The sequence below is a fragment of the Achromobacter sp. EB05 genome, from assembly GCF_044232075.1.
Lineage (GTDB): Bacteria > Pseudomonadota > Gammaproteobacteria > Burkholderiales > Burkholderiaceae_B > Achromobacter > Achromobacter dolens.
On sequence record NZ_CP155917.1, the window covers coordinates 5,289,893 to 5,315,878 of the forward strand.

General features: G+C 70.1%; 25 protein-coding genes. 19 read left to right on the top strand and 6 right to left on the bottom strand.

Annotated features, from left to right (window positions below; translation table 11 throughout):
• Window positions 1–12: 12 nt before the first annotated feature.
• The 3 genes from AAID08_RS24200 to AAID08_RS24210 all read right to left on the bottom strand — a co-directional run bounded on the left by AAID08_RS24200 (window position 13) and on the right by AAID08_RS24210 (window position 2,804).
• Window positions 13–1,026: a cyclase family protein gene (locus AAID08_RS24200; protein WP_064525829.1), complete on the bottom strand. Its 1,014-nt coding sequence runs from the start codon at window positions 1,024–1,026 to the stop codon at window positions 13–15.
• Window positions 1,027–1,113: 87 nt separating this feature from the next.
• A complete protein-coding gene (locus tag AAID08_RS24205; RefSeq protein WP_395756987.1) occupies window positions 1,114–1,803 on the bottom strand; it encodes a DsbA family protein in 690 nt (229 codons plus the stop codon).
• Window positions 1,804–1,895: 92 nt separating this feature from the next.
• Window positions 1,896–2,804: a LysR family transcriptional regulator gene (locus tag AAID08_RS24210; RefSeq protein ID WP_395756988.1), complete on the bottom strand. Its 909-nt coding sequence runs from the start codon at window positions 2,802–2,804 to the stop codon at window positions 1,896–1,898.
• Window positions 2,805–2,929: 125 nt separating this feature from the next.
• Here AAID08_RS24210 and AAID08_RS24215 point away from each other — a divergent pair, with 125 nt between their 5' ends.
• Entirely contained in the window at window positions 2,930–3,619 is a 690-nt protein-coding gene (locus AAID08_RS24215) for an ankyrin repeat domain-containing protein (RefSeq protein ID WP_082401811.1), read from the top strand.
• 77 nt (window positions 3,620–3,696) lie between these two features.
• Here the strand turns inward: AAID08_RS24215 and AAID08_RS24220 are convergent, their stop codons facing one another.
• Window positions 3,697–4,131 (bottom strand): response regulator, encoded by a 435-nt coding sequence (locus tag AAID08_RS24220; RefSeq protein ID WP_231132852.1) that lies wholly within the window; start codon window positions 4,129–4,131, stop codon window positions 3,697–3,699.
• Window positions 4,132–4,381: 250 nt separating this feature from the next.
• Between AAID08_RS24220 and AAID08_RS24225 the strand changes: the two genes are divergently transcribed.
• Genes AAID08_RS24225 through AAID08_RS24240 form a run of 4 tightly spaced genes read left to right on the top strand, consistent with a single transcriptional unit; the run spans window position 4,382 to window position 10,421 of the window.
• Window positions 4,382–7,786 carry a response regulator gene (locus AAID08_RS24225; RefSeq protein WP_395756989.1) on the top strand — a complete coding sequence of 1,135 codons (3,405 nt, stop codon included), beginning with the start codon at window positions 4,382–4,384 and terminating at the stop codon, window positions 7,784–7,786.
• Window positions 7,787–7,810: 24 nt separating this feature from the next.
• Window positions 7,811–8,656, top strand: a complete 846-nt coding sequence (locus AAID08_RS24230; protein ID WP_395756990.1) for a CheR family methyltransferase — start codon at window positions 7,811–7,813, stop codon at window positions 8,654–8,656.
• Complete coding sequence (locus tag AAID08_RS24235; protein WP_054500760.1) at window positions 8,653–9,288, top strand: chemotaxis protein CheB; 636 nt, start codon at window positions 8,653–8,655, stop codon at window positions 9,286–9,288. Before AAID08_RS24230 ends, AAID08_RS24235 begins: the two co-directional genes overlap by 4 nt.
• Window positions 9,285–10,421: a hybrid sensor histidine kinase/response regulator gene (locus tag AAID08_RS24240; RefSeq protein WP_054484794.1), complete on the top strand. Its 1,137-nt coding sequence runs from the start codon at window positions 9,285–9,287 to the stop codon at window positions 10,419–10,421. Before AAID08_RS24235 ends, AAID08_RS24240 begins: the two co-directional genes overlap by 4 nt.
• A 15-nt stretch (window positions 10,422–10,436) precedes the next feature.
• Here the strand turns inward: AAID08_RS24240 and AAID08_RS24245 are convergent, their stop codons facing one another.
• Window positions 10,437–11,231 (bottom strand): AraC family transcriptional regulator, encoded by a 795-nt coding sequence (locus tag AAID08_RS24245; RefSeq protein ID WP_054500759.1) that lies wholly within the window; start codon window positions 11,229–11,231, stop codon window positions 10,437–10,439.
• A 218-nt stretch (window positions 11,232–11,449) separates the two neighbouring features.
• Between AAID08_RS24245 and AAID08_RS24250 the strand changes: the two genes are divergently transcribed.
• The 14 genes from AAID08_RS24250 to AAID08_RS24315 all read left to right on the top strand — a co-directional run bounded on the left by AAID08_RS24250 (window position 11,450) and on the right by AAID08_RS24315 (window position 23,554).
• Window positions 11,450–12,415 carry a tripartite tricarboxylate transporter substrate binding protein gene (locus AAID08_RS24250; protein ID WP_054500758.1) on the top strand — a complete coding sequence of 322 codons (966 nt, stop codon included), beginning with the start codon at window positions 11,450–11,452 and terminating at the stop codon, window positions 12,413–12,415.
• Window positions 12,408–13,289, top strand: coding sequence for a PhzF family phenazine biosynthesis protein (locus AAID08_RS24255; protein ID WP_395756991.1), 882 nt, complete (start codon window positions 12,408–12,410; stop codon window positions 13,287–13,289). The genes AAID08_RS24250 and AAID08_RS24255 overlap by 8 nt, the downstream gene beginning before the upstream one ends.
• 132 nt (window positions 13,290–13,421) lie before the next feature.
• Window positions 13,422–13,967: an RNA polymerase sigma factor gene (locus tag AAID08_RS24260; RefSeq protein WP_054500756.1), complete on the top strand. Its 546-nt coding sequence runs from the start codon at window positions 13,422–13,424 to the stop codon at window positions 13,965–13,967.
• Window positions 13,964–14,635 carry an anti-sigma factor domain-containing protein gene (locus AAID08_RS24265; RefSeq protein ID WP_054500755.1) on the top strand — a complete coding sequence of 224 codons (672 nt, stop codon included), beginning with the start codon at window positions 13,964–13,966 and terminating at the stop codon, window positions 14,633–14,635. The genes AAID08_RS24260 and AAID08_RS24265 overlap by 4 nt, the downstream gene beginning before the upstream one ends.
• 59 nt (window positions 14,636–14,694) lie before the next feature.
• Complete coding sequence (locus AAID08_RS24270) at window positions 14,695–15,591, top strand: alpha/beta hydrolase (protein ID WP_343718550.1); 897 nt, start codon at window positions 14,695–14,697, stop codon at window positions 15,589–15,591.
• Between the two features lies 1 nt (window position 15,592).
• The gene (locus AAID08_RS24275; protein ID WP_343718549.1) at window positions 15,593–16,345 is read left to right on the top strand and encodes a hypothetical protein; all 753 of its coding nucleotides are present in this window, start codon (window positions 15,593–15,595) and stop codon (window positions 16,343–16,345) included.
• 71 nt (window positions 16,346–16,416) lie between these two features.
• Window positions 16,417–17,346: an acyl-CoA desaturase gene (locus tag AAID08_RS24280; protein ID WP_343718548.1), complete on the top strand. Its 930-nt coding sequence runs from the start codon at window positions 16,417–16,419 to the stop codon at window positions 17,344–17,346.
• Between the two features lie 2 nt (window positions 17,347–17,348).
• A complete protein-coding gene (locus AAID08_RS24285) occupies window positions 17,349–18,614 on the top strand; it encodes an NAD(P)/FAD-dependent oxidoreductase (RefSeq protein WP_054500752.1) in 1,266 nt (421 codons plus the stop codon).
• Window positions 18,611–19,387, top strand: a complete 777-nt coding sequence (locus AAID08_RS24290; RefSeq protein ID WP_054500751.1) for a DUF1365 domain-containing protein — start codon at window positions 18,611–18,613, stop codon at window positions 19,385–19,387. Before AAID08_RS24285 ends, AAID08_RS24290 begins: the two co-directional genes overlap by 4 nt.
• Complete coding sequence (locus AAID08_RS24295) at window positions 19,384–20,658, top strand: cyclopropane-fatty-acyl-phospholipid synthase family protein (protein WP_116793731.1); 1,275 nt, start codon at window positions 19,384–19,386, stop codon at window positions 20,656–20,658. Before AAID08_RS24290 ends, AAID08_RS24295 begins: the two co-directional genes overlap by 4 nt.
• Entirely contained in the window at window positions 20,658–21,170 is a 513-nt protein-coding gene (locus tag AAID08_RS24300; protein WP_336235166.1) for a DUF2878 domain-containing protein, read from the top strand. The genes AAID08_RS24295 and AAID08_RS24300 overlap by 1 nt, the downstream gene beginning before the upstream one ends.
• On the top strand, window positions 21,167–21,934 hold the full coding sequence (locus AAID08_RS24305; protein ID WP_047991839.1) for a DUF1295 domain-containing protein: 768 nt from the start codon (window positions 21,167–21,169) through the stop codon (window positions 21,932–21,934). The genes AAID08_RS24300 and AAID08_RS24305 overlap by 4 nt, the downstream gene beginning before the upstream one ends.
• Window positions 21,935–21,945: 11 nt before the next feature.
• Complete coding sequence (locus AAID08_RS24310) at window positions 21,946–23,028, top strand: SAM-dependent methyltransferase (protein WP_395756992.1); 1,083 nt, start codon at window positions 21,946–21,948, stop codon at window positions 23,026–23,028.
• Window positions 23,029–23,038: 10 nt separating this feature from the next.
• Window positions 23,039–23,554 carry a lipocalin family protein gene (locus tag AAID08_RS24315; RefSeq protein ID WP_054500747.1) on the top strand — a complete coding sequence of 172 codons (516 nt, stop codon included), beginning with the start codon at window positions 23,039–23,041 and terminating at the stop codon, window positions 23,552–23,554.
• A 46-nt stretch (window positions 23,555–23,600) separates the two neighbouring features.
• On the opposite strand, the gene AAID08_RS24320 is transcribed toward AAID08_RS24315, so the two are convergent.
• The gene (locus AAID08_RS24320; RefSeq protein ID WP_144655479.1) at window positions 23,601–25,874 is read right to left on the bottom strand and encodes a TonB-dependent siderophore receptor; all 2,274 of its coding nucleotides are present in this window, start codon (window positions 25,872–25,874) and stop codon (window positions 23,601–23,603) included.
• Window positions 25,875–25,986 lie beyond the last annotated feature (112 nt).

The following is a 25,986-nucleotide window of genomic DNA, read 5'->3' on the forward strand; positions in this document are numbered from 1 at the left end:
CGGCGGCGGCGCTCAGCGCAAGGGCATCGCCACCGGACGCAGCGGCGCGGCGTCGCCGCCGCGGATCTTCAGCGGCCCGCCGATGAAGGCGAACTCATAGACCTTGTCGCGCGACAGTTCGTCCAGCGCGGCCAGCTCGATGATCGGCACGCCCTGCTGCGCCAGCAGATAGGTATGCAGCGGCACGTAGTCGTCGGCGACCTCGGAAGGGAAGGTCTCGAAGCTGAGGTTGTCCGCCCCCAGGATCATGGCGCCGCCCTCTTCCACCAGATAGCGCGCCGCGTCCAGGCCCATGCCGGGCGGCTGGGCCATGTAGGCGGCCGGATCGTGGTACAGCTTCATGCGGCCGGTGCGGATCAGCACGATGTCGCCCTGGCGCAGTTCGGTCTTCTGGCGCGCCAGCGCGGCCTTCAGGTCCTGGCGCGTGATGCGGTACGAATCCGGCAGCATGTCCACGCCCTTGAGCGCGGCCACGTCGATCAGCACGCCGCGCGCCACCAGCGGCGGGAATTTCTCGATGCCGGTGCGTTTCCAGCCGCGGTCGCCCAGGTGTTCGTCGGCGCGAAAGCCGTTCCAGATCTTGCCGTGGATGCCGAAGTGGTTCAGCGCGTCGATATGCGTGCCGGTGTGGCTGTACATCGAGAACGCGGTGCCGGTGTAGCTGCGCGTGGCGTTCATGTCCTTGCCCACGCCCATCGGATCGTCGACCTCGGTGCCGCGCGGCGTGTGCGTCATCCAGAACTGGTAGCGCGGATCACCGGCGTCCTGCCAACTGGGCATGCCCACGTAGTATTCGGTGGCCAGGTCATAGACCTTGTCGCCGGCCACGCGCGACATGACGGCGGCGCGCGATTCGGGCGTGATCAGGTTGAGGCGGCCGATCTCGTCATCGGGCCCCCAGGGGCTGACGCCCACTTCCTGGCCGGAGGCCGGGGCGCGCGACGGCGCGCCATGCGCGAACACGTTGCTGGCAAGAACGACGCCCAGCGCGAGGCCGAGCAGTTTGCGGGAGTAAAGGGACGGCATAAGACACCTTGAGCAGGAAAGCCTCGTCCGGCGGACGGGCGGGATTGAGGAAAAGGAAAGGCGAGCGCTGACGACGCCGGATCGGCGTCAGCCGCGCGCGGGAATCAGCGCCGCCAGGCGCTGCCGCAGCTCGGCCAACGGCAAGGTCTGCAGGCGGGCCTGGTGCGGCCCCGCGACCAGCGTGGGGATGGAATCGATGCCCAGCCGCGCGGCGGCGGCGCGGTCGTCGCGCACGCGCCGCGAGGCGTCCTCGCCCTGCATGATGCGGGCGAATTCGGCGCGGTCGAAGCCTTGCGCCACGGCAATGTCCAGCAGGACCGCGGCGTCTCCGATGTTGCGATGCTCGCTCAGGTGGGCGCGCTGGATCGCGTCGAACAGGTCCCAATGCGCCGCGTCGCCCGCGAGCAGGTGGGCCGCCTGGCAGGCCAGGGCGCCGGCCAGGCCGCTGGGATAGTCGAAGGTCTCGGCGCGCATGCCCTCGACGTCGATGCGCGCCTCGTCATCGTGGCGGGCGCAGGCGTCCCAATGCCCCAGGATGACGCGCTTGGCGCGCTCCATCGAGCCGAACACCCGACGCATCTGCTCGGGCGATTCCTGCAGCACGAAACTGCGCTGGCGCACCGTGATGCCGAGTTCGGCGGCCACCTGACGCAGGCGCGGGGACATGACGTAGCACCAGCCGCAAACCACGTCGTGGAAGAAGTCCACGACCCGCGGCGCGGCGGGCGCGGGGTTGCCGGCGGGCGCGGCGGGGGTGGCGGGCGAGGTCGAAAACATGCGGGCATCCATCGGGTTTCAATGGATGCCAGCTTACGGACGGGGCGGCGCGCGAGTAAGGCGTTCGCCGGCAGGACTCTATTCGCTGGGCGTCAACAATCGCCGCCCATGGCGGCCGGCAGATGTTGCGCCAGGAAGTCCACGAAGGCCTTGACCTTGGGCTGGAGGTGACGGCTGGTGGGATACACCGCGTAGACCTGGCGCGGCGCGCTGGGCAGATCGGGCAGCACCCGCGCCAGCCGGCCTTCGGCGATGGCGGGCGCGGCCAGGAAGGACGGCAGCGCGCCGATTCCCAGGCCGGCTTCCAGCAGGTCGCGCAGCATCAGGCTGTTGTTGGCCTGGACCCGCGTCGGCACGCCGAACGGGTCGGCGGGATGGCTGGCATCGTCGTCCGGCACCGGGCCGGGGCTGTCGGCCAGGCTATAGCTGAGGCAGTCATGTCCCCGCAAGTCGTCCACGCTGCCGGGATGGCCGCGCTGGGCAAGATACGACGGCGCCGCGCACAGCACCTGCGTCAGCGACGCCAGCCGGCGGGCGATCAGCGAGGAATCATCCAGTTGCGCCCGCAGGCGGATCGACACATCGAAGCCCAGCCCCACGGCGTCGACCAGCCGGTCCTCCATGGCCAGGTCCAGCCGCAGCTCCGGGTACTGCCGCAGGAAGCGCGCCAGCAAGGGCGACAGCACGCTCAGCGCGAACGACACCGGCGCATTCACCCGCAGCCGCCCGACCACGCGCCCGGCCTGCTGCTTGATGGATTTTTCCAGGGTATCCAGTTCGTCGAGCAGGCGGCAGCATTCGGCATAGTAGGCGGCGCCGGTGTCGGTCAGGCTCATCTTGCGCGTGGTGCGCTGGATCAGCACCGCGCCCAGGTGGGCTTCCAGCGCGCGCAACTGCTTGCTGAGGCCGGCGGACGACATGTCCAGGTCCTCGGCCGCCTTGGCGAGGCTGCCCAGTTCCACGATGCGCCGGAAGGCGCGCATGTAGTTGAAGGTGTCCATGGCGGAAACGGAGAGAAGGGAATCCCGGGATTCTGCAGCGATCGGCGGTATTCGCCAAACGGGGCGCCGGCGACGGATCATGGCGGCATAATCGAGGCAGTATCCACGACAAGGAGACCCGACGCATGTCCATCATCCGCTCCTGGCGCGCCTTCCTGGCCGCCACCCTGCTGGCGGTCGCGGAGGGCAGCGCGGCCAGTTCGGGCGCGGCCGGCGAGACCGAGGCCGGCGCCGCCCTGTTGCAGGCCGCCGGCGACGGCGACGCCGCCCGCGTCCAGGCCCTGCTGGCCCGGGGCGCGCCGCTGGAAGCGCGCGACGCCGACGGCAACACGCCGCTGCTGCGCGCCACGCTGATCAACGCGGAGGCGGCCGCCTCGGCGCTCATCCAGGCCGGGGCCGACGTCAACGCCAAGAACGCCATGCAGGACAGCGCCTACCTGTACGCCGGCGCCCGCGGTCACAACGGCATCCTGGCGCAGACGCTGCGCCATGGCGCCGACCTGCGCAGCACCAACCGCTACGGCGGCACCGCGCTGATCCCGGCCTGCGAACGCGGCCTGGTCGAAACGGTGCGCATGCTGCTGGCGGCCGGCGTCGATCCGGACCATGTCAACCGGCTGGGCTGGACGGGGTTGCTGGAGGCCATCATCCTGAGCGATGGCGGGCCGGACCACCAGGCCGTGGTCGCGCTGCTGATCGCGGGCGGGGCCGATGTGAATCTGGGCGACGGCGATGGCCGCAGCCCCCTGTGGCACGCGCGCCAGCGCAGGCAGGCGGCGACGGCGCAGCTGCTGCTGGCCGCCGGGGCGCGCTGACGGCGCCGGCCGGCCCCTGTCTTCGATATGAGTTCGTGCGCAGGCGCGGGCCGAGCCCGGCGCGCGGTGAAACGGCGCTACGCGGCCAGGGCGGCCAATTCGCGGGTCTCGCCCGCCGCCAGGATCGGCGCGCCGGCGCGCGGCCGCCGCACGGGCGCCGGCGCCAGGCGGCGCACGGCCGCCAGCACATCCTGCGGCTCGGCGGGCTTGCGCATCAGGGTGGCGCGCCCTTCGCAGACCGCGGCGATCTCGGCTTGCGGACGGCCGCTCAGGACCAGCACCGGCGTATCGCCGAGGTAGGCGTTCTCGCGCATGGCAGTCAGCAAGGCGCCGCCATCCATGCCGGGCATGGACAGATCGGTGATGACCAGATCCGGCCGCACTTCGAGCATCTGCTGCAACGCGGTCAGGCCGTCCGTGTGCGTCGTGACGTCATAGCCTTCGCCGCTCAGGAATTCGCTCATCAGGGTGACCAGCACGGGCTGGTCGTCGACCAAAAGGATTTTCGTCATGGTTGTGCGCTGCCACGCGTGCGGGACGCCGGCGGGCAGACGGATAGGTGGAACCGGGTAGACGCCGAATCCTAGGACATGCGGACCCTTCATGTGTGAAGTAATTGTATCCGGACGAAACGAATGCCCATCCGCCTGTATAGTCTCGCGGGTTTGGCCGGGCAGCCGGGATCGCGGCTCGTCCCTATAATTGTCGGCGCCGCCCCCCGCCCCGCGCGCCGTCCTCTTCCCCGAGCCGTCAACCGTTCCCATGCCGAATTCGCAACAATCCGCCAGCCGCCACACCCTTCCGCGCACCTTGATGGCCGGTTTCGTGACGGCGGCGCTGGCCACCCTGGTCATCGCCTTCGTCAACGTGCGCTCGGCCGAGACCCGGACGGAGGCGGTCAGGGCCATGGACCGCGCCACCGAGACCGTGCGCCAACTGAGCCTGTTCAACTCGGCGCTCAAGGATGCCGAGATCGGCCAGCGCGGCTACCTGCTGACGGGCGACCCGGCATACCTGCAACCGTATCTGCGCTCGGTGCCGTTGATCGAACAGCGCCTGGCGCTGGTCAAGGAAGCGGCCACCGCGGATTCGGCGCAGCGCCGCATCGTCAACGACATCGCGGGCATCACCCAGCAGAAGCTGACGGAACTGCGCGAGACCATCGAAATGCGCAAGGCCGGCGACGTGGAAGGCGCAATGGCCGTGGTGCGCACCGATGCCGGCAAGGAAGCGATGGACCGGTTGCGCGACCTGGTCGCCGACCTGTACACGCGCCAACTGGGCCAGGTCGAGGAGCAACGCGAAACCTGGGCCGCGGCCTCGACCACCTCGACCTATTACTCATGGGGCGGGTCGATGTTGCTGCTGGCGCTGATCCTGGCGTCGGCCGCCGTGACCATCCGTGAGTACCGCGCCAAGGCGCGCCAGGCCTGGGTCACGACCGGCCTCTCCGGCCTGAGCCTGCGCTTGCGGGGCGATCATCGCCTGGACGAAATCGGCAAGCGCGCGCTGGACTACCTGGCGGACTACCTGCACGCCAGCGTCGGCGCCGGCTACGTCGTCAACCACGGCGGCGACGAGCTGGAACTCTTCGGCGGCTACGCCCTGCCGGCCGAGCGCCTGGCGCAGAAGATCCCCGCCGCGCAAGGGCTGGTCGGGCAGGCGGCCAGCTCGCGCAAGCTGCTGCACCTGCGCGACGTACCGCCCGGCCACCTCCCGGTCTCGTCGGCCACGGGCACGTCCAATCCGGCCGAACTGATCCTCGCGCCCGCCATGCAGAACGATCGGGTCTATGCCGTGATCGAACTGGGCTTCACCCACGCCGTGGGCCAGAGCGAGCGCAGCCTGCTCGAGGGCGCCTCCGAGATGCTGGCCTCGGCGATCCGCGCCGGCCTGGACCGCACGCGGCTGGAGGCGCTGCTGGCGGAAACCCAGCGCCAGTCGGAAGAACTGCAGACCCAGCAGGAAGAATTGCGCGTCAGCAATGAAGAGCTGGAACAGCAGAGCCGCATCCTGCAGGAATCGCAGGCGCGCATGGAGGTGCAGCAGACCGAGCTCAAGCAGGCCAACGTCAGCCTGGAACTGCAGACCGAGCAATTGTTGCGGGTGCAGGGCGCGCTGACCGACAAGGCGCGGCTGCTGACGCAGGCCAGCCAGTACAAGAGCGAGTTCCTGGCCAACATGAGCCACGAACTGCGCACCCCGTTGAATTCGACGCTGATCCTGTCCAAGCTGCTGTCCGAGAACAAGCCGGGCAACCTGAGCGCCGACCAGGTCAAGTATGCGCGGACCATCTACGAAGCGGGCAGCGACCTGCTGGCGCTGATCAACGACATTCTGGACCTGGCCAAGATCGAGGCCGGCCAGGCCACCGTGGAGGTCGAGGCCGTGGCCATCGCGCCGGCGCTCGAGCGGCTGCTGGATCCGCTGCGCCCGATCGCGCAGGACAAGCGCCTGACCCTGGAACTGGACATCGCCGCCGACGTGCCGGCGTCTTTGCATACCGACCCGCAGCGGCTGGGCCAGGTGCTGAAGAACCTGCTGTCGAACGCCCTCAAGTTCACCGAGCAAGGCAGCGTTGCGCTCAAGGTGTCGCGCGCGCCGCGCAACATGCTGTCGTTCGCCGTGCAGGACACCGGCATCGGCGTGCCGGCCGACCAGCAGGAACTGATTTTCGAGGCCTTCCGCCAGGCCGATGGCAGCAGCCATCGCAAGCATGGCGGCACCGGTCTGGGGCTGTCGATCTCGCGCGACCTGGCCAAGCTGCTGGGCGGATCCCTGTCGCTGGTCAGCACGCCGGGGCAAGGCAGCGTGTTCACGCTGCTGCTGCCGATGCGCCTGGAGGCCGCGCCCGCGGCGCCCGTCCCCAGCCTGCCCGCGCCGATCCCGACGCCGCCCGCCATCCCCGCCTGGGCGGCGCCCGCCGCCGCGCCGGCGGCCGAGCCCGTCCAGCCGGACCCGGAACCGGCCCGCGAGGCCGGCCGCACCATCCTGGTCATCGAGGACGATGAACGCTTCGCCGGCATTCTCGGCGACCTGGCGCACGAAATGGGCTTCGGCTGCCTGGCCGCGCACACCGCGACCGACGGCCTGGCGCTGGCGGCACAGCGCCGGCCCGACGCCATCGTGCTCGACATCAACCTGCCCGACTTCTCGGGGCTGGGCGTGCTGGACCAGCTCAAGCGCAACCCCCACACGCGCCACATCCCGGTGCACATCGTGTCGGTGGCCGACTACGCCCAGGAGGCCATGGGCCGCGGCGCGATCGGCTACGCGCTCAAGCCCGTCAAGCGCGAGGAACTGACGCAGGCGCTGCTGCGCCTGGAGGCCAAGTTCACCCAGAACGTGCGGCGCGTGCTGGTGGTGGAGGACGACGACCGCCAGCGCGAAAGCGTGCGGGAGCTCCTGGCGCGCGACGACGTGGAGATCGTGCCGGCCGCGACCGCCGGCGCCGCCCTGAAGCTGCTGCGCGAGACCACCTTCGATTGCGTGGTCATGGACCTGAACCTTCCCGACATCAGCGGCTACGAATTGCTGCGCGAAATGGCCGAGCAGGAGAGCGTGTCGTTCCCGCCCGTGATCGTGTACACCGGCCGGGCGCTGTCGCGCGACGAGGAGCAGCAACTGCGCCGCTTCTCCAAGTCCATCATCATCAAGGACGCGCGCTCGCCCGAACGCCTGCTCGACGAGGTGACGCTGTTCCTGCACCAGGTCGAGGCCGACCTGCCGCCGCAGCAGCGCCAGATGCTGGAGCTGGCCCGCAGCCGCGACAGCGCGCTCGAAGGCCGCACGGTGCTGGTGGTCGAGGACGATGTGCGCAACGTGTTCGCGCTGTCGAGCATCCTGGAGCCGACCGGCCTGCGGGTGGAGATCGCGCGCAATGGCCGCGAGGCCCTCGAGGCGCTGGACCGCGTCGGCGTGGACGGCCACCCGGCGATCGACCTGGTGCTGATGGACATCATGATGCCCGAGATGGACGGCTACACCGCGATGCGCGAGATCCGCACGCGGCCGGAGTGGCGCCGCTTGCCGATCATCGCGCTGACCGCCAAGGCCATGAAGGACGACCAGGAGAAATGCCTGGCCGCCGGCGCCAACGACTACATCGCCAAGCCGCTGGACGTGGAGCGGCTGTTGTCGCTGGTGCGCGTCTGGATGCGCAAGTAACCAGCGGCCCCGGACCCGGCGACCATGACCCTGCCCCCTCCGCCCAAGGCGCAGACCGAGGATATCGAGCAGCGGCTGCTGCTCGACGCGATCTATCACCAGTACCACTACGACTTCCGCGAATATGCCCAGGCCTCGCTCAAGCGGCGCCTGCGCAGCGCCTTGTCGCACTTCGGCTGCAAGACCCTGTCGCAGTTGCAGGACCGCGTGCTGCATGAGCCGCCGGTGTTCACCAGCCTGCTGCAATTCCTGACCGTCCAGGTCAGCGACATGTTTCGCGACCCCAGCTATTTCCTGGCGCTGCGCCGCGAAGTGGTGCCCATCCTGCGCACCTACCCCTCGATCAAGGTGTGGGTGGCCGGCTGCAGCACCGGCGAGGAGGTCTATTCGCTCGCCATCCTGCTGCATGAGGAAGGCCTGCTGGACCGCGCCCTGATCTACGCGACCGACATCAATCCGCATGCGCTGCGCGCGGCCGAACAGGGCGTGTTCGACCTGGACCGGGTGGCCGCCTTCACCAGCAACCACACCCAGTCCGGCGGCCGCAGCTCGCTGTCCGATTACTACACCGCGCGCTACGGGCGCGTGGTGTTCGACAAGCAGTTGCGCGAGCACATGGTGTTCTCGGACCACAGCCTGGCGACCGACAGCGTGTTCGCGGAGGTGCACCTGGTCTCGTGCCGCAACGTGCTTATCTATTTCGAGCGCGACCTGCAGAACCGCGCATTGCGCCTGTTCCATGACGCGCTGGTGCATCGCGGCTTCATGGGCCTGGGCTCGCGCGAATCGGTGCGCTTTTCCGCCCAGGCAGACGGCTTCGACGATTTCGTGCTCGAAGACCGCATCTACCGCAAGAAGGCCGGCCTGTGAGCGCCCCAACGCCGGATCGCGGCGAGGCGGCGGGCGCCTGGGACGCCATCGTCATCGGCGGCTCGTCGGGCGCCATCGAGGTCCTGAACCTGCTGATGCCCGCCCTGCCGGCCGGCCTGCGCGCCGCGGTGATCGTGCTGCTGCACCTGCCGCGCGACCGCCGCAGCCTCTTGGTCGACATCTTCCGCGACCGCTGCGCGCTGCCGCTGTGCGAGGCTGAAGACCAGCAGCCCATCCAGCCGGGGCACGTCTATTTCGCGCCCCCCGACTACCACCTGCTGGTCGACCGTGGGCCGCGCCTGGCGCTGTCGATCGGCCCGTTGGTGCATTTCTCGCGGCCTTCTATCGACGTGCTGTTCCAGTCCGCCGCCGACGGCTATGGCGAGCGGTTGCTGGGGGTGCTGCTGTCGGGCGCCAACGAAGACGGCGCCGCCGGCCTGGCCGCCATCCACGCCGCGGGCGGCCGCGCCGTGGTCCAGGCGCCGGACACCGCCGCGATGCGCGCCATGCCCGACGCCGCCCTGGCGCGCATCGATGCCCCCCTGGTCCTGGCGCCCGCCGCCATCGCGGCGCTGCTGTCGCAGTTGCCCGCGCAGCCGCGGCCCTGCCCACCCACTTCCACCACACCATGATATTGACATCTGCCAAACCCTCGGATGACCGCATCAAGTGCCTGCTGGTCGACGACGTGCCCGAAAACCTGGTGGCGCTGGAAGCGCTGCTGGCGAGCGACCGAGTCGAGGTGCTGAAAGCGCAATCCGGCCCGCAGGCGCTGGAACTGCTGCTGAATCATCCCGACGTGGCGCTGGCGCTGCTCGACGTGCAGATGCCCGACATGAACGGCTTCGAGCTGGCCGAGCTGATCCGCGGCAGCGAACGCACCCGCCACATTCCGCTGATCTTCATCACCGCCGGCTCGCGCGAACAGAACTGGCAGTTCCGCGGCTACGAGAGCGGCGCGGTGGACTTTCTGTACAAGCCGGTCGACCCTTACATGCTGCGCAGCAAGGCGAACGTGTTCTTCGAGTTGCACGAGCGCCGGCGCGCGCTGGCGCAGCAACTGGAGGCGCGCACCGAGGCGCTGCGGGTCAACGACATGTTCATGGCCGTGCTCAGCCATGACCTGCGCACGCCATTGCAGGCGGTCATCATGGGCGCCTCGATGCTGGCGCGCCAGGGCGGCGACGCCCGCGTGGTCAGCGTGGCGCAACGCATGCTCCAGAGCAGCGAGCGCATGAAGCACCTGATCGAAGACCTGCTCGACGTGACGCGCATCCGCCAGGCCGGCGGACTGGCGCTGGCGCCGGCGCGCATCGGCATGGACACGCTGGTCCACCGCACCCTGGACGAATTGCGCGCCGGCTTCGCCGACCGCCAGATCGAAGCCGAATGCCATGGCGACCCGGTCGGCGAATGGGACGGCGAGCGCATCGCCCAGGTGCTGGCCAATCTGCTCGGCAACGCCTTGCACCACGGCGCCCGCGACGTGCCGGTGCGGGTCGAGGTGGATGGTTCCGTTGCCGACCGGGTCGTGGTCACGGTCAGCAACGGCGGCAGCATTCCCGCGGAACTGCTGCCGCAACTGTTCAACCCGTTCCGCAGCGGCGCGCGGCCGGCCGGGGGCCATCGCGGCCTGGGGCTGGGACTGTTCATCGCGCAACAGGTGGCGCAATCCCACGGCGGCCGCATCAGCGCCGAATCGCGCGACGGCATCACCCGCTTCCGCGTGGCGCTGCCACGGCAGGCGTCGACCGCCTCGACCTGACGCTATCGAGTCGCGTCAGAACGGCCCGGCAAGGTCCGGGTCCTGCCCGGCCCCGACCGCGCGCAGCAGCCGGCCCAGGTGGCCACTGCTGGAAAACCCCAATTCTGCGCTGACCCGCGCCAAGGGTTCGCCCAGCGCAAGCCGCTGGCGCGCGGCTTGCGCCAGGAGCTGGCGGCGCAGGGCGATGGGGGAGAGTCCGTAGGCTTGCTGGCAGGCGCGCTGCAGCGTGCGCGTGGTGGCGCCGAGCGCGCTGGCCGACTCCGCGATGGCGGGCAGCGGCTGCCCTTCCTCCAATCGACCGCGCAGCAGCGCCAGCCATTGCCGCGCCAACGGCAGCGGCGCCTGCGTCACGCGGGCGTGGGCCTGCAGCCGGTGATGCGCGTCGAGCTGCGCGATCAGCGCCGCGACCAGCATCGGCACGGCCGCGGCCGACAGCGCCGGCTTCCACAGCGCGTCCAGCATGGCCTGGGCCGCGCCGTCCAGTTGCAGCACTCCGCCGGCCTGGCAGTCGCGCAGCAGTTCGGGCGCCAGATAGAGTTCCCCATGCTGCTGCGCGGCGCTTTCGGCGCGCGTGCTGTGTTCAACGTGCGAGGGCAGCAGCAAGGCCTGGCCGCGAACCAGGCGACTGCGGCGGCGCGCGCCTTCTTCGTCCTGCCAGGCGCTGTCGAGCGCGCCGGCTCGCGGCCAGAGCAGCATGGCGCAGTCGTGCTCGTGCCAGTGAAAGGCGTAGTGCGGCTGGCGGCTGGCCGCAATGGCAAAGCCGGTCTGGGCGATCAGGTCCTGTTTGGACGAAAGCGGGACGGAACGCATGATGGGTCGGCGGCGCGGATGCCGCGCCGGCGGCAGGCCAACGCGGGCGGAAATGGACGTCGCCCCAGTATCGACGCGCGCCCGCGTCCACGCAAGCCCGGCGTCCGCGCCGCCGGGCCGCTGTCGTGTGCGGGATCGGCCCCTGTCGCGCCATGGTTCGCCCGCGCGCGGGCCGCCCCCCTACGATCGGGGCGTTCAACCTATACAAGGGGATGTCCATGATCCGCGCATTGCCGCTCGCTCTGTTGTCCGTCGCCCCCCTGGCCCTGCCGCTCGCCGCCGCGGCGGCCGAACCGGCCTGGCCTGACAAACCAATCACGCTGATCGTGCCGTTCCCGGCCGGCGGCGGCACCGACCTGGTGGTGCGCACCCTGCAGCCGGCGTTGACGCGCCAATTGCAGCAGACCGTCATCATCCAGAACGCCGGCGGCGCCGGCGGCACGGTGGGCACCGGCCAGGCCGCGCGCGCCAGGCCCGACGGCTACACCGCCGTCGCGGTCACCACCAGCACGGTCGCGCTCAGCGCCAGCCTGTACAGGAATCTGCCGTACAAGCCGGCCCACGATTTCGACTACGTCGGCTTCATCGGCACCTCGCCCTACGTGCTGGCCGCGCAGCCGGCCCTGAAGGCCACCACCCTGCCCGCGCTGGTCGCGGCACTCAAGGGCCGCAGCGTCACCTATGCCTCGGTGGGCGCCGGCACCGTGTCGCACCTGCTGGGCGAGATGTTCAAGAAAGACGAGCGCCTGGACCTGACCCACGTGCCCTACCGCGGCGCGGCGCCCGCCTACACCGACCTGATCGGCGGCCAGGTCGACATCATGTTCGACAACCCCGTGGGCCTGGCGCCCTTCGTGCAGAGCGGCAAGCTGGTCGCCGTGGCCACCACCGCCGCCACCCCGATCCTGCCGAACGTGCCGACGTTCGCCGCGCAAGGCATGCCCGCCTACACGCAATCGCTGTGGTACGGCCTGGCTTTCCCGAAGGGCACGCCGCCTGCCATCGTGCAGAAGATGAACCTTGCCCTGAACACGGTGCTGCGGGATCCGGCCATCGCGGCGGACCTGGCGGCCAAGGGCGTCGACGTGCACCCGGACACGGCCGACGCGCTGGCCCACACCGTCTCCCACGACCTCGCCTTCTGGGGCGAGCTCATCACCACCCTCGGAGTCCAGTTTGACTGACCTTCCCTCCCCCCGCGCGCCCGCCCCGCCGGCCGCCGGCTCGGCCGCCCTGCTGCGCGTCTTCGTCGATCCCGCCCACGCCGGACGCGGCGGCAACCCCGTGCCGCTGGTGCTCGACGCGCTCGGCATGACGGCCGCCGACATGCAGGCCCTGGCCGCGCGCCACGGCCACGAATCGTCCTTCGTGGCGCCGGCCGATCGCGATGGCCACCTGTGCCGGCTGCGCTTCTTCGTGCCCGGCCATGAAATGGAGATGTGCGGCCACGCCACCGTCGGCACGCTCTGGGCGCTGCGGCAATGGGGGCACTGGCGCACGCCCGCCACGCGGGTCCAGACCCTGAGCGGCAGCGTGGACGTCGAATGGGACGAGGCCGGCGATCGGGCCTGGGTCTCGCAACCCGCCGCAACCACCCGCGCGCTGACGCCAGACCAGTGCCGCGCCGTCGCGGCCGTGCTGCGCATCGATCCGGCGCTACCGCGCCTGCACATGGTCAATGCCAGCACCAGCCGCGTCAAAACCCTGGTGCGGCTGCCCGACGCGGCCGCGCTGGACGCGCTGGCCCCCGACTTCGATGCGATGCGCGGCTTGTGCGAGGCCATCGGCTCGACCGGCCTGTACCCCTACGCATTGACGGCCGACGGCGCCAGCGCGCGGCAGTTTCCGAAGGCTTCCGGCTATCCCGAGGACGCCGCCACCGGCATCGCGGCGGCGGCATTGTGGGGCTATCTGGACAAGACCGGCGCCATCCCCGCCGGCCAGGTCTGCACGGTGCGCCAGGGCGTGGCCATGGGCTCCCCGTCGGCAATCCAGCTACGCGCGCGGGGCGATGGCGCCGGCTGCTGGCTGAGCGGCCTCACGCAATGGATGACGTGACCGGCAAGGGCCTGGCCGCGCAACGAGGCCGGAGTTTTCGGTAGTATGTCGGATGGTGCCGCGGCGCGTCCCGCCGTGGCGCCCATTCCGCGCATTCTGCGGCCGCACCCCATGTGACCCCGGATACCCGTCATGCCCGACCCCATACGTCTGAAGGCCCTGATACAAGACTGCGCGCGCGGCCAGGAATCCGCGCTGGCCGAACTCTATCGTCAAACGTCCCCGCATCTGTTTGCCCTTGCTGTCCGTATATTGCGACGAAGCGACTGGGCGGAAGAAGTCCTCCAGGACAGCTTCATCAATATCTGGCGCAACGCCGCCCGCTATTCTTCGGAACAGAGCCAAGTCATGACCTGGATGACCCGCATCGTGCGCAACCGCTGTATCGACCTGCTGCGCAGGCCCGACCTGGAGCGCCCGGACGCCGACGGCGAACTGACGCTGGCCTGGGCGGATGACGCGCCCGGCCCCTTCGAGCGACTGCAGTCCGACCAGGATGCCCGGCGCCTGGCCGACTGCCTCAAGCAACTGGAAGGCCAGCAGCGCACGGCCATCGCGCTGTCCTTTTTCGACGACCTGAGCCACGGCGAGATCGCCCGCCGCCTGCAGGCGCCGCTGGGCACGATCAAGAGCTGGGTGCGGCGCGGCATGGAACGGCTCAAGAGGTGCCTGTCATGAACTACCGCGATCCGCAATTGCGCGCCCGGCTGGCGGCCGACTACGTCTCGGGCGCCATGCGCGGCGGCGCCCGCCGCCGCTTCGAGGGCCTGATGGCCGCCGACGCCAATCTGCGCCGACAGGTGCGGGGCTGGGAAGACGACATCTACCCCCTGCTCTGGTCGCTGCCCGGCAGGACGCCCCCGCGCCGCGTCTGGCGCGCGATCCAATCCCGCCTGCACCCGGGCGCGGCGCCCTGGTGGCGCGGCCTGGCGTTCTGGCGCGTCGCCAGCGGCGCGCTGGCCGCCTTGCTGGTGGCCGGCGTCGTCATCTATCCCATGCAGGTGGACCGCGCCGCCCGGGCGCAACTGATGGCCGTGCTGCAAAGCCCCGAGGCGCAAGCCATGCTGGTGGTGCGCGCCGACGAAGCCGGCGGCCTGCACATCCACGCGCTGCAGAACCTGGCGACGCGCGCCGGCGGCAAGTCCCTGGAACTCTGGGCCATTCCGCCCGGGCAGGCGCCGCAGTCGGTCGGGCTGGTGTCGCCCGAAGGCCTGACCGCGCTGCGCCGCGCCCAGGGCCTGGCCGGCGTCCAGCAACTGGCCATCACGCTGGAGCCGCCGGGCGGCTCGCCCACCGGCGCGCCCACCGGGCCGGTCATCATGAGCGGCGACGTGCTGAAGATCTGAGCCGCATCCAACGCGGGCCCGTGCCCGTATAGAGGGGTGTCCCCGTTGCGGAGCACCCCATGTCTTCCTGGATCGGCCCGGGCCAGCGCGGCCTGCTCGAGATACTGCTGCTGGCCAGCCTGGCGCTAGGCCTGCTGGCCGCCTGCTCGCCCCTGACCTTGCTCAACGGCGCCGTGCCCGACGGCGCCAGCCGCGCCACGTCCGGGCTGGCCTATGGCCCGCTGCCGCGCCAGCGCCTGGACATCCATGCGCCGCTGGACGCCGCCGGCGCGCCGGTGGTGGTGTTCTTCTACGGCGGCAGTTGGCGCAGCGGCGAACGCGCCGACTACCGCTTCGCGGGCGACGCGCTGGCCTCGCGCGGCATCATCGCCGTCATCGCCGACTACCGCCTCTATCCGGAGGCTACCTACCCGGCGTTCCTGCAGGACGCGGCGCTGGCGGTGACGTGGACGCAACGGCATATCGATGCCTATGGCGGCGACCCGGGCCGGGTGTTCGTGGCCGGCCACAGCGCCGGCGGCTACATCGCCGCCATGCTGGCCCTGGATCCGCGCTGGCTGCGCGATGCCGGCTCCGCGCCGGGCTCGCTGGCCGGCTGGATCGGCCTGGCGGGCCCCTACGACTTCCTGCCAATCGTCGCCCGTGACGTGCGGCCGGTGTTCCGGTTTCCCGATACGCCGGCCGACTCGCAACCGATCCGCCACGTCAGCGCCGACGCCCCGCCGGGCCTGCTGCTGACCGGCAGCGCCGACACCGCGGTGGACCCGCGGCGCAACAGCGCCGGCCTGGCGCGCGCCCTGCGCGCCGCTGGCGCCTGCGCGCGCCTGGTCGAGTATCCCGACCTCGGCCACAAACTGCTGGTGGGCGCGCTGGCGCGGCCCTTGCGCTGGCGCGCGCCGGTGCTGGACGACATGGCCGCGTTCGTGACCCGTCCCTGCTCCGCCCCGGGAGAATGACATGCGCCCATCGCTGCTGCTCGCCCTGATCCTGCCGCTGGCGCCGCTTGGCGCCCAGGCGGCCAACGAACACTACCTGGGCTACGCCTATGCCCAGCACGGCGGCGCCGAGCGCTACCGTGAGGAGCACTGGGTCGTCAGGGACGGCGCGCGGCAGACCCGGCTGGTGCTGTATCGCTGTCCGGACGGCGCCGCCTTCGCCCGCAAATGGGTGCGCGGCGGGGTGGATGATCCCGCGCCCGATTTCGCCCTGCTGGACCAGCGCGACGGTTACCGCGAAGGCGTCAGCAGCCGCAGCGGCGTGCGCCACGCCTACGTGCAGGCGCGCGCCAGCGCGACCACGCGCAGCCAGGCGCTGCCGCAGGCCGAAGACCCGGTGATCGACGCCGGCTTCGACGTCTGGCTGCGCGCGCACTGGGACTCACCCGACCGCCCCTTGCAGTTCCTGGTGCCCAGCCGATTGGCCCTGATGCCGCTGGAAGTCCAGGCGCGCGACGTGCCCGAACGGCGCGAGCGCGTATTCCGGCTGCGGCTGGATGCCTGGTACGGTTTCGCCGCGCCGCCGCTGCGCGTGACCTACGACCGCGACAGCCGACGCCTGCGCCGCTTCGAAGGCCCCAGCAACCTGCGCGACGGCAACGGCGGCACGCAGACCGTGCGCATCGAATTCCCCGCCGACGCCGAACTGGCCCCGCCCACCCAGCAGGACATGGACGCCGCGGCGGCCACGCCGTTGACGGGCCGGTGCGACTAAGGGTTTTCACTTATGCATCCGTCCGCCCGCCCCGCCCGTATATCCCCGCAAGCCTCGAACAGGACACGATGATGCGCCCTGAACCCTCTCACTGGACCACTTCGATACGCCGTTGGGTCGATACCCAGGCGGCGGGCGCGCCCGCCGGCCCGCCCGACCGCATCGACTGGACCCGCGCCCTGCCCTTCGCGCTGCTGCACGTTGGCTGCCTGGGCGTCGCATGGACCGGCGTTTCGCCGGTGGCGGTGGCCGTGGCGGTGGCGCTCTACGCCGTGCGCATGTTCGCCCTGACCGGCTTCTACCACCGCTATTTCTCGCACCGCACCTTCCGCACCTCGCGCGCCATGCAGTTGGTTTTCGCCATTCTCGGCGCTTCGTGCGCCCAGCGCGGCCCGTTGTGGTGGGCGGCGCACCACCGCCACCATCACCGCCACGCCGACGACGAACAGGATCTGCACTCGCCGGCCCGCCACGGTTTCTGGTGGAGCCACATGGGCTGGTTCCTGACGCCGCGCGCCTTCGCCACCGACCTGGCGCGCGTGCCGGACCTGCGCCGCTACCGCGAACTGCGCTGGCTGGACCGCTTCGACGCCGCCGTGCCCATCGCGCTGGCGCTGCTGAGCTATGCCCTGGGCGCCGCGCTCGAGCGCCTGGCGCCCGGCCTGGGCACCAGCGGGCCGCAGATGCTGGTGTGGGGCTTCTTCATCTCGACGGTGGCGCTGTTCCATGCGACCGTCACCATCAATTCACTGGCGCACCGCTACGGCAAGCGCCGCTACGACACCGCCGACGATAGCCGCAACAACGCCTGGCTGGCGCTATTGACCTTCGGCGAAGGCTGGCACAACAACCACCACTTCTATCCCGGTTCGGCGCGCCAGGGCTTTCGCGCCCGGGAAATCGACCTCACCTGGTACGGCCTGCGCCTGCTGGCGGCCGCTGGCCTGATCTGGGACCTGAAACCCGTGCCGGCCTGGGTGCTGGCGCGCGCCAAGGAATGACCATGCGCATCGCCATCATCGGTTCGGGCATCGCGGGACTGGTCTGCGCCTGGAAGCTGGGCCAGGACCATGACGTGACCCTGTACGAGGCCAACGACTACCTGGGCGGCCACACGCACACCCACGACGTCGAGCAGGACGGCCGCCGCTACGCGGTGGACAGCGGCTTCATCGTGCACAACCCGGTCAACTATCCGCACTTCACGGCGATGCTGGAGGAGCTGGGCGTGCGCTCGCAGCCCACCACCATGAGCTTCTCGGTGCACCAGGAGGCCGGCCGCCTGGAATACAACGCGACCTCGCTCGACACCCTGTTCTGCCAGCGCCGCAACCTGCTGTCGCCGCGCTTTCTGGGCATGGTGCGCGACCTGTTGCGCTTCTACCGCGAAGCCCCGGCCCTGCTGGCCGGCGACGAGCCCGGCCCGACGCTGGGCGAGTACCTGGCGCGGCACCGCTACGGCCAGGCATTCCAGGCCGACCACCTGATCCCGATGGCGTCGGCGCTGTGGTCATCGCCCGCCGCGCGCATCCTCGAATTCCCGGCGCGTTATCTGGTGCAGTTCATGGCCAACCACCAGATGCTGCAAGTCGATGCGCGCCCCCAATGGCGCGTGGTGCAGGGCGGGTCCAGCAGCTACATCCGCGCCCTGCGCGAACGCTGGAACGTGCGGGTGCGACTGAACTGCCCGGTGTACCAGGTCACGCGCCAGGCGGACGGCGTCACGCTGGCCTCGTGCGAGGGTCGGCCGCGCTACGACCAGGTGGTGTTCGCCTGCCACAGCGACCAGGCCCTGAAGCTGCTGGCCGCGCCCAGCGCGGCCGAGCGCGAGGTGCTCGGCGCGATCACGTATCAGCACAATGACGTCGTGCTGCACACCGACGCGCGCCTGCTGCCACGCCACCCCAAGGCCTGGGCGGCGTGGAATGCCTACGTGCCGGCCGACCCGTCGGCGCCGTGTTCGGTCAGCTACTGCATGAACCTCTTGCAAGGCCTGCAATCGCGCCGCCCCTTCATCGTCACGCTCAATCGCAGCGAAGCCATCGATCCGACGCAGGTGCTGGCCCGCATGCGCTACCACCATCCCGTTTACACCCTCGCGTCCGTGGCCGCCCAGGCGCGCCGCGACGAGATCTCGGGCCACCACCGCTGCTGGTACGCGGGCGCCTATTGGGGCTGGGGCTTTCACGAGGACGGCGTGGCCAGCGCGCTGGACGTGGTCCGGGGCATCCAATCGCAGGCCGCGGCCTTATCCGCGGTGGCGGCATGAGCGGCCACAGCGCCCTCTACGAAGGCCGCGTGACGCACAGGCGCCACGTGCCGCACGCGCATGGTTTCAGCTACCGCATGGCGCAACTGTACCTGGACCTGGACGAAATCGACCAGGTGTTCCAGCGCCGCTGGCTGTGGTCGGTGGACCGGCCCAACCTGGCCGAATGGCGCCGCAGCGATTATCTGGATGGCGAGGCGGGGCAGCCGCTGGCGCAGGCGGTGCGGGCCAGGCTGCGAGCGCGCCTGGGCGAGGCGCCCGCCGGGCCGATCCGACTGCTGGCCCATCCGCGCTACGCCGGCTATGTCTTCAACCCGGTCAGCTTCTACTACTGCTACGAAGCCGACGGCGTGACCCTGGCCGCGATCCTGGCGGAGATCACGAACACCCCATGGAAACAACGGCATTGCGTCGTCCTGCCGGTCGCGCAGGCCGAGCGACGTGGCGACGCCATGGCCTGGCGCTTCGACAAACGCTTTCACGTCTCCCCCTTCATGCCCATGGACTGCATCTATGACTGGCGCTTCAACGCCCCGGGCGAGGATCTGCGGGTGCACATGCGCGTCAACCGCCAGGGCCAGCCGCAATTCGACGCCAACCTGCGCCTGCAACGCCGCGAACTCGACGGCGCTGCGCTGGCGCGCCTGCTGTGGCGCTTTCCCTTGATGACCCTGCAGGTCATCGGCGGCATCCACTGGCAGGCCCTGCGCCTCTGGCTCAAACGCAACCCGATCCACGACCATCCCCGCACGCCCAACGGAGAACCACAATGAAAGCCATGACGCCGTCCGAACATGCCGCCATCGCCGGGACCCGTCCGCCCGGAGCGCTGGAGCGCCTGCTGCGCAGACGCCTGTTCGCCCGTCTCTCGACGCTCACCAGCGGCCGGCTGGCCATCGAGGACAGCCTGGGCAGCGTCACGCTGGGCGACGGCGAGCCGGTGGTGCGCCTGACCATCCGCGACATGGCCTTCTACCGCCTGGTGGCCACCCAGGGCAGCGTCGGCGCGGGCGAAGCGTACGGCGACGGCCTGTGGACCTGCGACGATCTGGTCGCCCTGGTGCGCCTGCTGGTGCGCAACCGCGACACGCTGGACGGCATGGAGTCGGGGCTGGCACGCGTGGCCGGCTGGGCGCTCAAGCGCTGGCATGCCGGCAACCGCAACACCCACGAAGGCAGCCGCCGCAACATCGCCGCCCACTACGACCTGGGCAACGATTTCTTCTCGCTGTTCCTGTCGCCGGACCTGATGTACTCGTCGGCGCTGTGGGCCGGCGCCGACGACACGCTGGAAGAGGCCTCGCGGCGCAAGCTGGACACCATCTGCCGCAAGCTGGAACTCGGCCCGGGCGACCGTGTCGTCGAAATCGGCAGCGGCTGGGGCGGATTCGCCATCCACGCCGCGCGCCACTACGGCTGCCACGTCACCACCGCCACCATCTCGCGCGAACAGCACGCGCTGGCGCTGGCGCGGGTGCGCGCCGTGGGCCTGGACGATCGCGTCAGCGTGGTGCTGCAGGACTACCGCGATCTGCAGGGCCGCTACGACAAGCTGGTGTCGATCGAGATGATCGAGGCGATCGGCGCGCAATACCTCGAGACCTATTTCGCCAAGGTCGCCGACCTGCTCGCGCCGCACGGGCGCGCGTTGATCCAGGCCATCACCATCGAAGACCATCGCTACCAGCAGGCGCTGGGCGAGGTGGATTTCATCAAGCGCCATATCTTTCCTGGCAGCTTCATCCCCTCGATCGAAGCGATGCTGCGGGCCAAGACGCGCGCCTGCGACCTCGCCCTCGTACACCTGGAGGATTTCGGCCTGTCGTACGCCCGCACCCTGCAAGCCTGGCGCCACCGCTTCCTGGCCCACCTGCCCGAGGTGCGGGAACAGGGCTTCGACAGCCGCTTCTGCCGCCTGTGGGAGTTTTACCTGGCCTACTGCGAAGGCGGCTTTCGCGAACGCTCGATCGGCGTCTCGCACCTGTTGCTGACCCCTCCCGGCGCCCGCGGCGACGGCGAGCGCTGGGTCCAGGCGGGCGTGTGATGCGCTTCTGGGCCAACCTGCTCGGCTACCAGCTTGTCTGGTTCAGCGCCGTCGTCGGCGCGGGCCGCGGCCTGGCGTGGCCGGGCGTGGTCTCGGCCCTGGTCTTCATTGCCGCGCAACTGGCCTGCTCGGCCGAGTGGCGCGCCGACCTGAAGCTGGCCGCCGCCGCGTTGCTGTGCGGTTGCCTGCTCGACGGCGCGCTGTCCGCGCTGGGCTGGGCGGTCTACGCCGCCGACGCCTGGCCCGCGCCACGCTGGATCCTGGCGCTGTGGGCGGCCTTCGCGCTGACGCTGAACCATTCACTGGCCTACTTGCGGCCGCGCCGCTGGCTGGCCTTTGCTTTCGGCGCCATCGGCGGGCCGCTCGCCTACTGGGGCGCCGCGCGCGGCTGGCAGGCGGTGCAGTTCGAGGCGCCCGCCTGGCGCGCGACCGCGGCGCTGGCACTCGGCTGGGGGCTGATCCTGCCGGCGCTGACACGCTGCGCGCAACGCTGGACGCGGGAGGCCGCATGAATCCCCTGTCGCAATGGCTGATCATCGCCGCCGTCATGGTCATCGCCATGACGTTGGCCTGGAGCTGGCAGCGCCGCCACGCCAACGCGGGCATCGTCGACGTGGTCTGGGCCGCGGGCCTGGGCGCCAGCGCCTTGCTGATCGCCGCCACCGGCCAAGGCGACTGGGCGCCCAGGGCCAGCCTGGCCGCGATGGCCGGCGTCTGGTCGCTGCGGCTGGCCTGGCACCTGTGGCGCAGGGTCCGGCATGGCGAGGATGGACGCTACCGCGCGCTGCGCGAATACTGGGCGGGCCATCAAGGCAAGTTCTTCGGCCTGTTCATGTTCCAGGCCGGCCTGGTGATGCTGTTCAGCCTGCCCTTCCTGGCCGTGGGCGTGAGCCCCGCGCGCGGCCTGCCCGTCGCGCTGGGCCTGGCGATCTGGCTGGCGGCGCTGGCCGGTGAAGTCATCGCCGACCGCCAGCTCGACCGCTTTCGCGACGATCCGGCCCATCGCGGCCGGACCTGCCGCGACGGCCTGTGGCGCTATTCACGGCATCCCAACTATTTCTTCGAATGGTGCCATTGGTTCGGCTACGTCGCGCTGGCCTGGGGCTCGCCCCTTAACTGGCTGGCGTGGCTGGGCCCCGCGCTGATGTACGTCTTCCTGCGCTGGATCAGCGGCATTCCCTTCACCGAGCAGCAGGCCCTGCGCACTCGCGGCGACGACTACCGCGAGTATCAGCGCCGCACCTCGGCCTTCTTCCCGTGGTTCCCCAAATCCTGACGAGGCACGCCATGACGACCGCCAGCCTGAATGACCTCCCGCTCGCCACCGACCGCCCCGCGCCCGGCCTGCTCGGCCTGGCCGAACGCGGCCTGGTGCCCGACGCGCTGCTGCGCCTGGGCATCCGGCGCCTGTGCGCCGAACGCCTGACGGCCGAGTACGCCGGCGGCATCGAGGCCTGGACCGCCCGCGACCAGGCCCTGATCGCGCGCCTGCGCACCAGCCCGGTGGCTATCCACACCGACGCCGCCAACGCGCAGCACTACGAGCTGCCCACCGCGTTCTTCCAGCTCTGCCTGGGCGCCCACATGAAATATTCCGGCTGCCTGTACCCGACCGGCGCCGAAACGCTGGACCAGGCCGAAGCCGCCATGCTGCGCCTGTATGGCGAGCGCGCCGAGCTGGCCGACGGCCAGGACATCCTGGAGCTGGGGTGCGGCTGGGGTTCGCTGACCCTGTGGATGGCCGAACAGTTTCCCAACGCCCGCATCACCGCCGTGTCCAACTCGGCCACCCAGCGCCAGCATATCGAGGCGCGCTGCCGCGAACGCGGCTGGGAGCACGTGCGGGTCATCACCTGCGACGTCAACGCGCTGTCGTTGCCCGGCGCCGCCTACGACCGCTGCGTCTCGGTGGAAATGTTCGAGCACATGCGCAACTACCAGGACCTGCTGGCGCGCATCGGCCAATGGCTGCGACCCGGGGGCAAGCTGTTCGTGCACATCTTCGCGCACCGCGAGCGCGCCTATCCGTTCGAGACCGAAGGCGCCGGCAACTGGATGGGACGCCACTTTTTCACCGGCGGCATCATGCCGGCGGCCGACACGCTGCTGCATTTCCAGCGCGACCTGCAACTGCAGGAAAAGTGGTTTCTCGATGGCACGCACTACGCGCGCACGGCCAACCACTGGCTGGCCAACCAGGACGCCCGCGCCGCGCAGACCCGGGCGGTGCTGGAACAGGCCTACGGCCCGCAGTTGGCGCCGCTGTGGCATCAGCGCTGGCGCATGTTCTGGATGGCCTGCGCCGAATTGTTCGGCTACGACCACGGCCAGCAATGGGGCGTCGCCCACTACCGGTTCACCCGTCCCTGAGGAGACCGCCATGTTGCGCGCCCTGTGTGTTGCCGCGATGGGCCTGCTGGCGGGCTGCGCCGGGCCCGCGCCCATGCCGCCCGTGGCCCATGTCGATCTGCCGCGCTTCATGGGCGACTGGTACGTCATCGCGCACATCCCCAGTTGGCCCGAACGCAACGCCTACGATGCCGTCGAAAGCTACCGGCCGCTGCCGGACGGCCGGATCCAGACCGATTTCCGTTACCGCAAGGGCAGTTTCGACGCCGAGGTCAGCACCATGCACCCGGTGGCCACGGTGCGGCCGGACACCGGCAACGCGGTCTGGGGCATGCAGTTCATCTGGCCGATCCAGGCGGAATACGTCATCGCCTACCTGGACGACGCCTACCAGACCACCATCATCGGCCGCTCCAAGCGCGATTACGTGTGGATCATGGCGCGCACGCCATGCCTGAGCGATGACGCCTACGCGCAGTTGGCCGACCGCGTCGCCGCGCTGGGCTACACGGAGTCCCTGCGCAAAGTGCCGCAGCGTTGCCAATAGGCGATACCGGCCCGCAACGCCGCCGCGGGCCGGCGGCTCGCCATCGTCAGAAGTCCATCGATGCCGACAGCATGAAGGTGCGCGGCGCGCCCAGCGCCAGGCTCGACAACTGCGGCATGCCCCAATATGCCTTGTTGGTCAGGTTGTTGACGCTGGCCCGCAGGGTGAGCGGGCGGTCGGCCACCCTGGTGGCGTAACGCGCGCCGACGTCATAGGTGGCGCGGCCGGGCACCGACAGCGAATTGTCCGCGCTGATGTATTGCTTGGACACGGCGGTCGCGTTGGCGGTCAGCGTCAGCCCTTGCACGGCCGGCACATCCCACTCGATGCCAAGCTTGCCTTGCAGCTTGGGCACGCCGGTCGCCTGCCTGCCCTCGTTGACGGCCAGCGCGGCCTTCGTGACCTTCGGATCGATGTACGCCACGCCGCCCATCAGGCGCACGCCGCGCAGCGGTTCGCCGAAGAAGCCCCACTCCACGCCGCGGTTGCGCTGTTCGCCGCCGAACGAAAACACATTGGTGACGGGATTGGTGTAGCTGCTCGGCCGCGTGATCTCGAACACGCCGAGGGTATGGGTGAAGTCACCGAAATCGACCTTGATGCCGGCCTCCTTCTGCTTGGTCTTGTAGGGCGCGAACAGCTCGCCGGCGTTGGCGGCGGTGGCTGGCGCCGTCTGGCCCTTGCTCAGCCCCTCGATGTAGTTGGCGTAGAGCGAGACATTGTCGGTGGCCTTGAACAGAATCGCCGCCGCCGGCGTGGTCGCGCTGGCGTCATAGCGGCTGGTGCGCGCGCCCGTGGCGACATTGAAGGTGTCCGAACGCACTTCCTGGCGACGCGCGCCCAGCGTCAACTGCAGCCGGTCCTCGGCGAACGACAACGTGTCCGCCAGGCCGTAGCTGATCAGGCGCGTTTCGGTATGCAGGATCGCCGGCCAGACGCCACTGACCTCCGGCCCCCAGACCGGCTTGTAGATATTGGTGGTCCAGTCCGCGCCCGGCACCGAGCGGCGGCCGTAGTCGCGTTCGGTATCGGTGTAGTAGGTGGCGTTCAGCACCCACTGATGCTTGATGCCGCCCGTCTGCAGCGTGCCTTTGACGCCGGCCTCCCCGGTGGTCTTCCTGATGCGCATGTTCAATTGGCCGATGGTGGTGCGCAGATCGCCTGCAGCATTTAGCACCTGGGCCGAGATGGCGCCGTTATAGGTGTATTCGGACCGGCTGGCGCCGATCGCGGCGTATGCCATCAGGTTGTCGCTGACGTCGACTTCGCCGCGCACCATCGCGCCGCGATCGCGGTTGTGCACATACGCCCAGTCGGGGTTCAGCAAGGTATCGGCCTTGGGCGGCTTGGGCACGGCCACGCCCGGCGCCAGGTTGATGCCGCGGGTCACGCCGTCCACGCGCTCGTCGCTGTCGTACAGATCCGCCGACACGCGCACGCGCTCGCTGCGCCAGTCCAGCCCCACGGCGGCAAGTTGCGCCTTCTTGTCCTGGTCCTTGATCGCGCCGGCGCCGTCGCGATAGACGCCGTTGAAGCGGATGCCGAACTGCTTGTCCTCGCCGAAACGGCGTCCCATGTCCAGGTGGCCGCCAAACTGCGCGTCCGACATGTAGGTCGCGGTCAGGCGCGTCAATGGCTCATCGCCGGCGCGCTTGGGCACCAGGTTGACCGTGCCCCCCACCGAGCCGCCCGGCGGCATGCCGTTGAGCAGGGCCGACGGCCCCTTCAGCACCTCGATGCGCTCGAACATTTCCGGCGTGGTGCGATAGTACGGCGCCATGCCGAACAGCCCGCCGAAGGAGATATCGGTGGTGCTGGAGCTGAAACCGCGGATCGAGTAATTCTCGCTCCAGGCGCCGGTGACGCCGTTGCTGAACACCGACGGGTCGGTCCGGGCGATCACGTCGGTGATGTCCTGGGCCTGCAGGTCCTGGATGTACTTGTCGGTATAGCTGATGACCGAGAACGGCGTGCTCATGAAGTCCCGCTCGCCCAGGAAGCCGGCACGACCGCCGTAAGTGACCTGGCCGCCGGCATAGGGCGAGGCGGGCTCCTCGGACTGCCCCGTGACCCGTACCGCCGGCAGCGTCCTGACCCCGGCGACGGCCTGGTCCGGTTGCGCCTGCGACGCCGTCTCGCTGACGCGGGTTCGGTTATCGGCGGCCTGCTGCGCCTGCGCGGAGGGGGCCGCGATCAGGGCGGCGCCGGCCGTCAGGCCGAACAGGGCCGCGGTCAGGCCGTTGAGGGAAAAGGCGGTCCTGGCATGCGCGGCATGCGATGCGGGACGCGCGGCGCGGCCGCGATGGCGACGTGTGCTCATGGAATGCTCCGTTCGGTTGAGCGTGGCTTGCCCTTCATCGGCTTCATAATCAAGAATGAAAACAATGAAGAGAATGGGAATCGTTAATCAATAAAACCGTTAGCGCCGAAGC

Coding starts and splice junctions, on each gene's coding strand:
- AAID08_RS24295 (WP_116793731.1), top strand. CDS start 19,384: ATGAAAGCCATGACGCCGTCCGAACATGCCGCCATCGCCGGGACCCGT.
- AAID08_RS24265 (WP_054500755.1), top strand. CDS start 13,964: ATGAACTACCGCGATCCGCAATTGCGCGCCCGGCTGGCGGCCGACTAC.
- AAID08_RS24245 (WP_054500759.1), bottom strand. CDS start 11,231: ATGCGTTCCGTCCCGCTTTCGTCCAAACAGGACCTGATCGCCCAGACC.
- AAID08_RS24210 (WP_395756988.1), bottom strand. CDS start 2,804: ATGGACACCTTCAACTACATGCGCGCCTTCCGGCGCATCGTGGAACTG.
- AAID08_RS24225 (WP_395756989.1), top strand. CDS start 4,382: ATGCCGAATTCGCAACAATCCGCCAGCCGCCACACCCTTCCGCGCACC.
- AAID08_RS24200 (WP_064525829.1), bottom strand. CDS start 1,026: ATGCCGTCCCTTTACTCCCGCAAACTGCTCGGCCTCGCGCTGGGCGTC.
- AAID08_RS24270 (WP_343718550.1), top strand. CDS start 14,695: ATGTCTTCCTGGATCGGCCCGGGCCAGCGCGGCCTGCTCGAGATACTG.
- AAID08_RS24205 (WP_395756987.1), bottom strand. CDS start 1,803: ATGTTTTCGACCTCGCCCGCCACCCCCGCCGCGCCCGCCGGCAACCCC.
- AAID08_RS24260 (WP_054500756.1), top strand. CDS start 13,422: ATGCCCGACCCCATACGTCTGAAGGCCCTGATACAAGACTGCGCGCGC.
- AAID08_RS24220 (WP_231132852.1), bottom strand. CDS start 4,131: ATGACGAAAATCCTTTTGGTCGACGACCAGCCCGTGCTGGTCACCCTG.
- AAID08_RS24315 (WP_054500747.1), top strand. CDS start 23,039: ATGTTGCGCGCCCTGTGTGTTGCCGCGATGGGCCTGCTGGCGGGCTGC.
- AAID08_RS24215 (WP_082401811.1), top strand. CDS start 2,930: ATGTCCATCATCCGCTCCTGGCGCGCCTTCCTGGCCGCCACCCTGCTG.
- AAID08_RS24300 (WP_336235166.1), top strand. CDS start 20,658: ATGCGCTTCTGGGCCAACCTGCTCGGCTACCAGCTTGTCTGGTTCAGC.
- AAID08_RS24320 (WP_144655479.1), bottom strand. CDS start 25,874: ATGAGCACACGTCGCCATCGCGGCCGCGCCGCGCGTCCCGCATCGCAT.
- AAID08_RS24250 (WP_054500758.1), top strand. CDS start 11,450: ATGATCCGCGCATTGCCGCTCGCTCTGTTGTCCGTCGCCCCCCTGGCC.
- AAID08_RS24280 (WP_343718548.1), top strand. CDS start 16,417: ATGCGCCCTGAACCCTCTCACTGGACCACTTCGATACGCCGTTGGGTC.
- AAID08_RS24305 (WP_047991839.1), top strand. CDS start 21,167: ATGAATCCCCTGTCGCAATGGCTGATCATCGCCGCCGTCATGGTCATC.
- AAID08_RS24285 (WP_054500752.1), top strand. CDS start 17,349: ATGCGCATCGCCATCATCGGTTCGGGCATCGCGGGACTGGTCTGCGCC.
- AAID08_RS24230 (WP_395756990.1), top strand. CDS start 7,811: ATGACCCTGCCCCCTCCGCCCAAGGCGCAGACCGAGGATATCGAGCAG.
- AAID08_RS24275 (WP_343718549.1), top strand. CDS start 15,593: ATGCGCCCATCGCTGCTGCTCGCCCTGATCCTGCCGCTGGCGCCGCTT.
- AAID08_RS24290 (WP_054500751.1), top strand. CDS start 18,611: ATGAGCGGCCACAGCGCCCTCTACGAAGGCCGCGTGACGCACAGGCGC.
- AAID08_RS24310 (WP_395756992.1), top strand. CDS start 21,946: ATGACGACCGCCAGCCTGAATGACCTCCCGCTCGCCACCGACCGCCCC.
- AAID08_RS24240 (WP_054484794.1), top strand. CDS start 9,285: ATGATATTGACATCTGCCAAACCCTCGGATGACCGCATCAAGTGCCTG.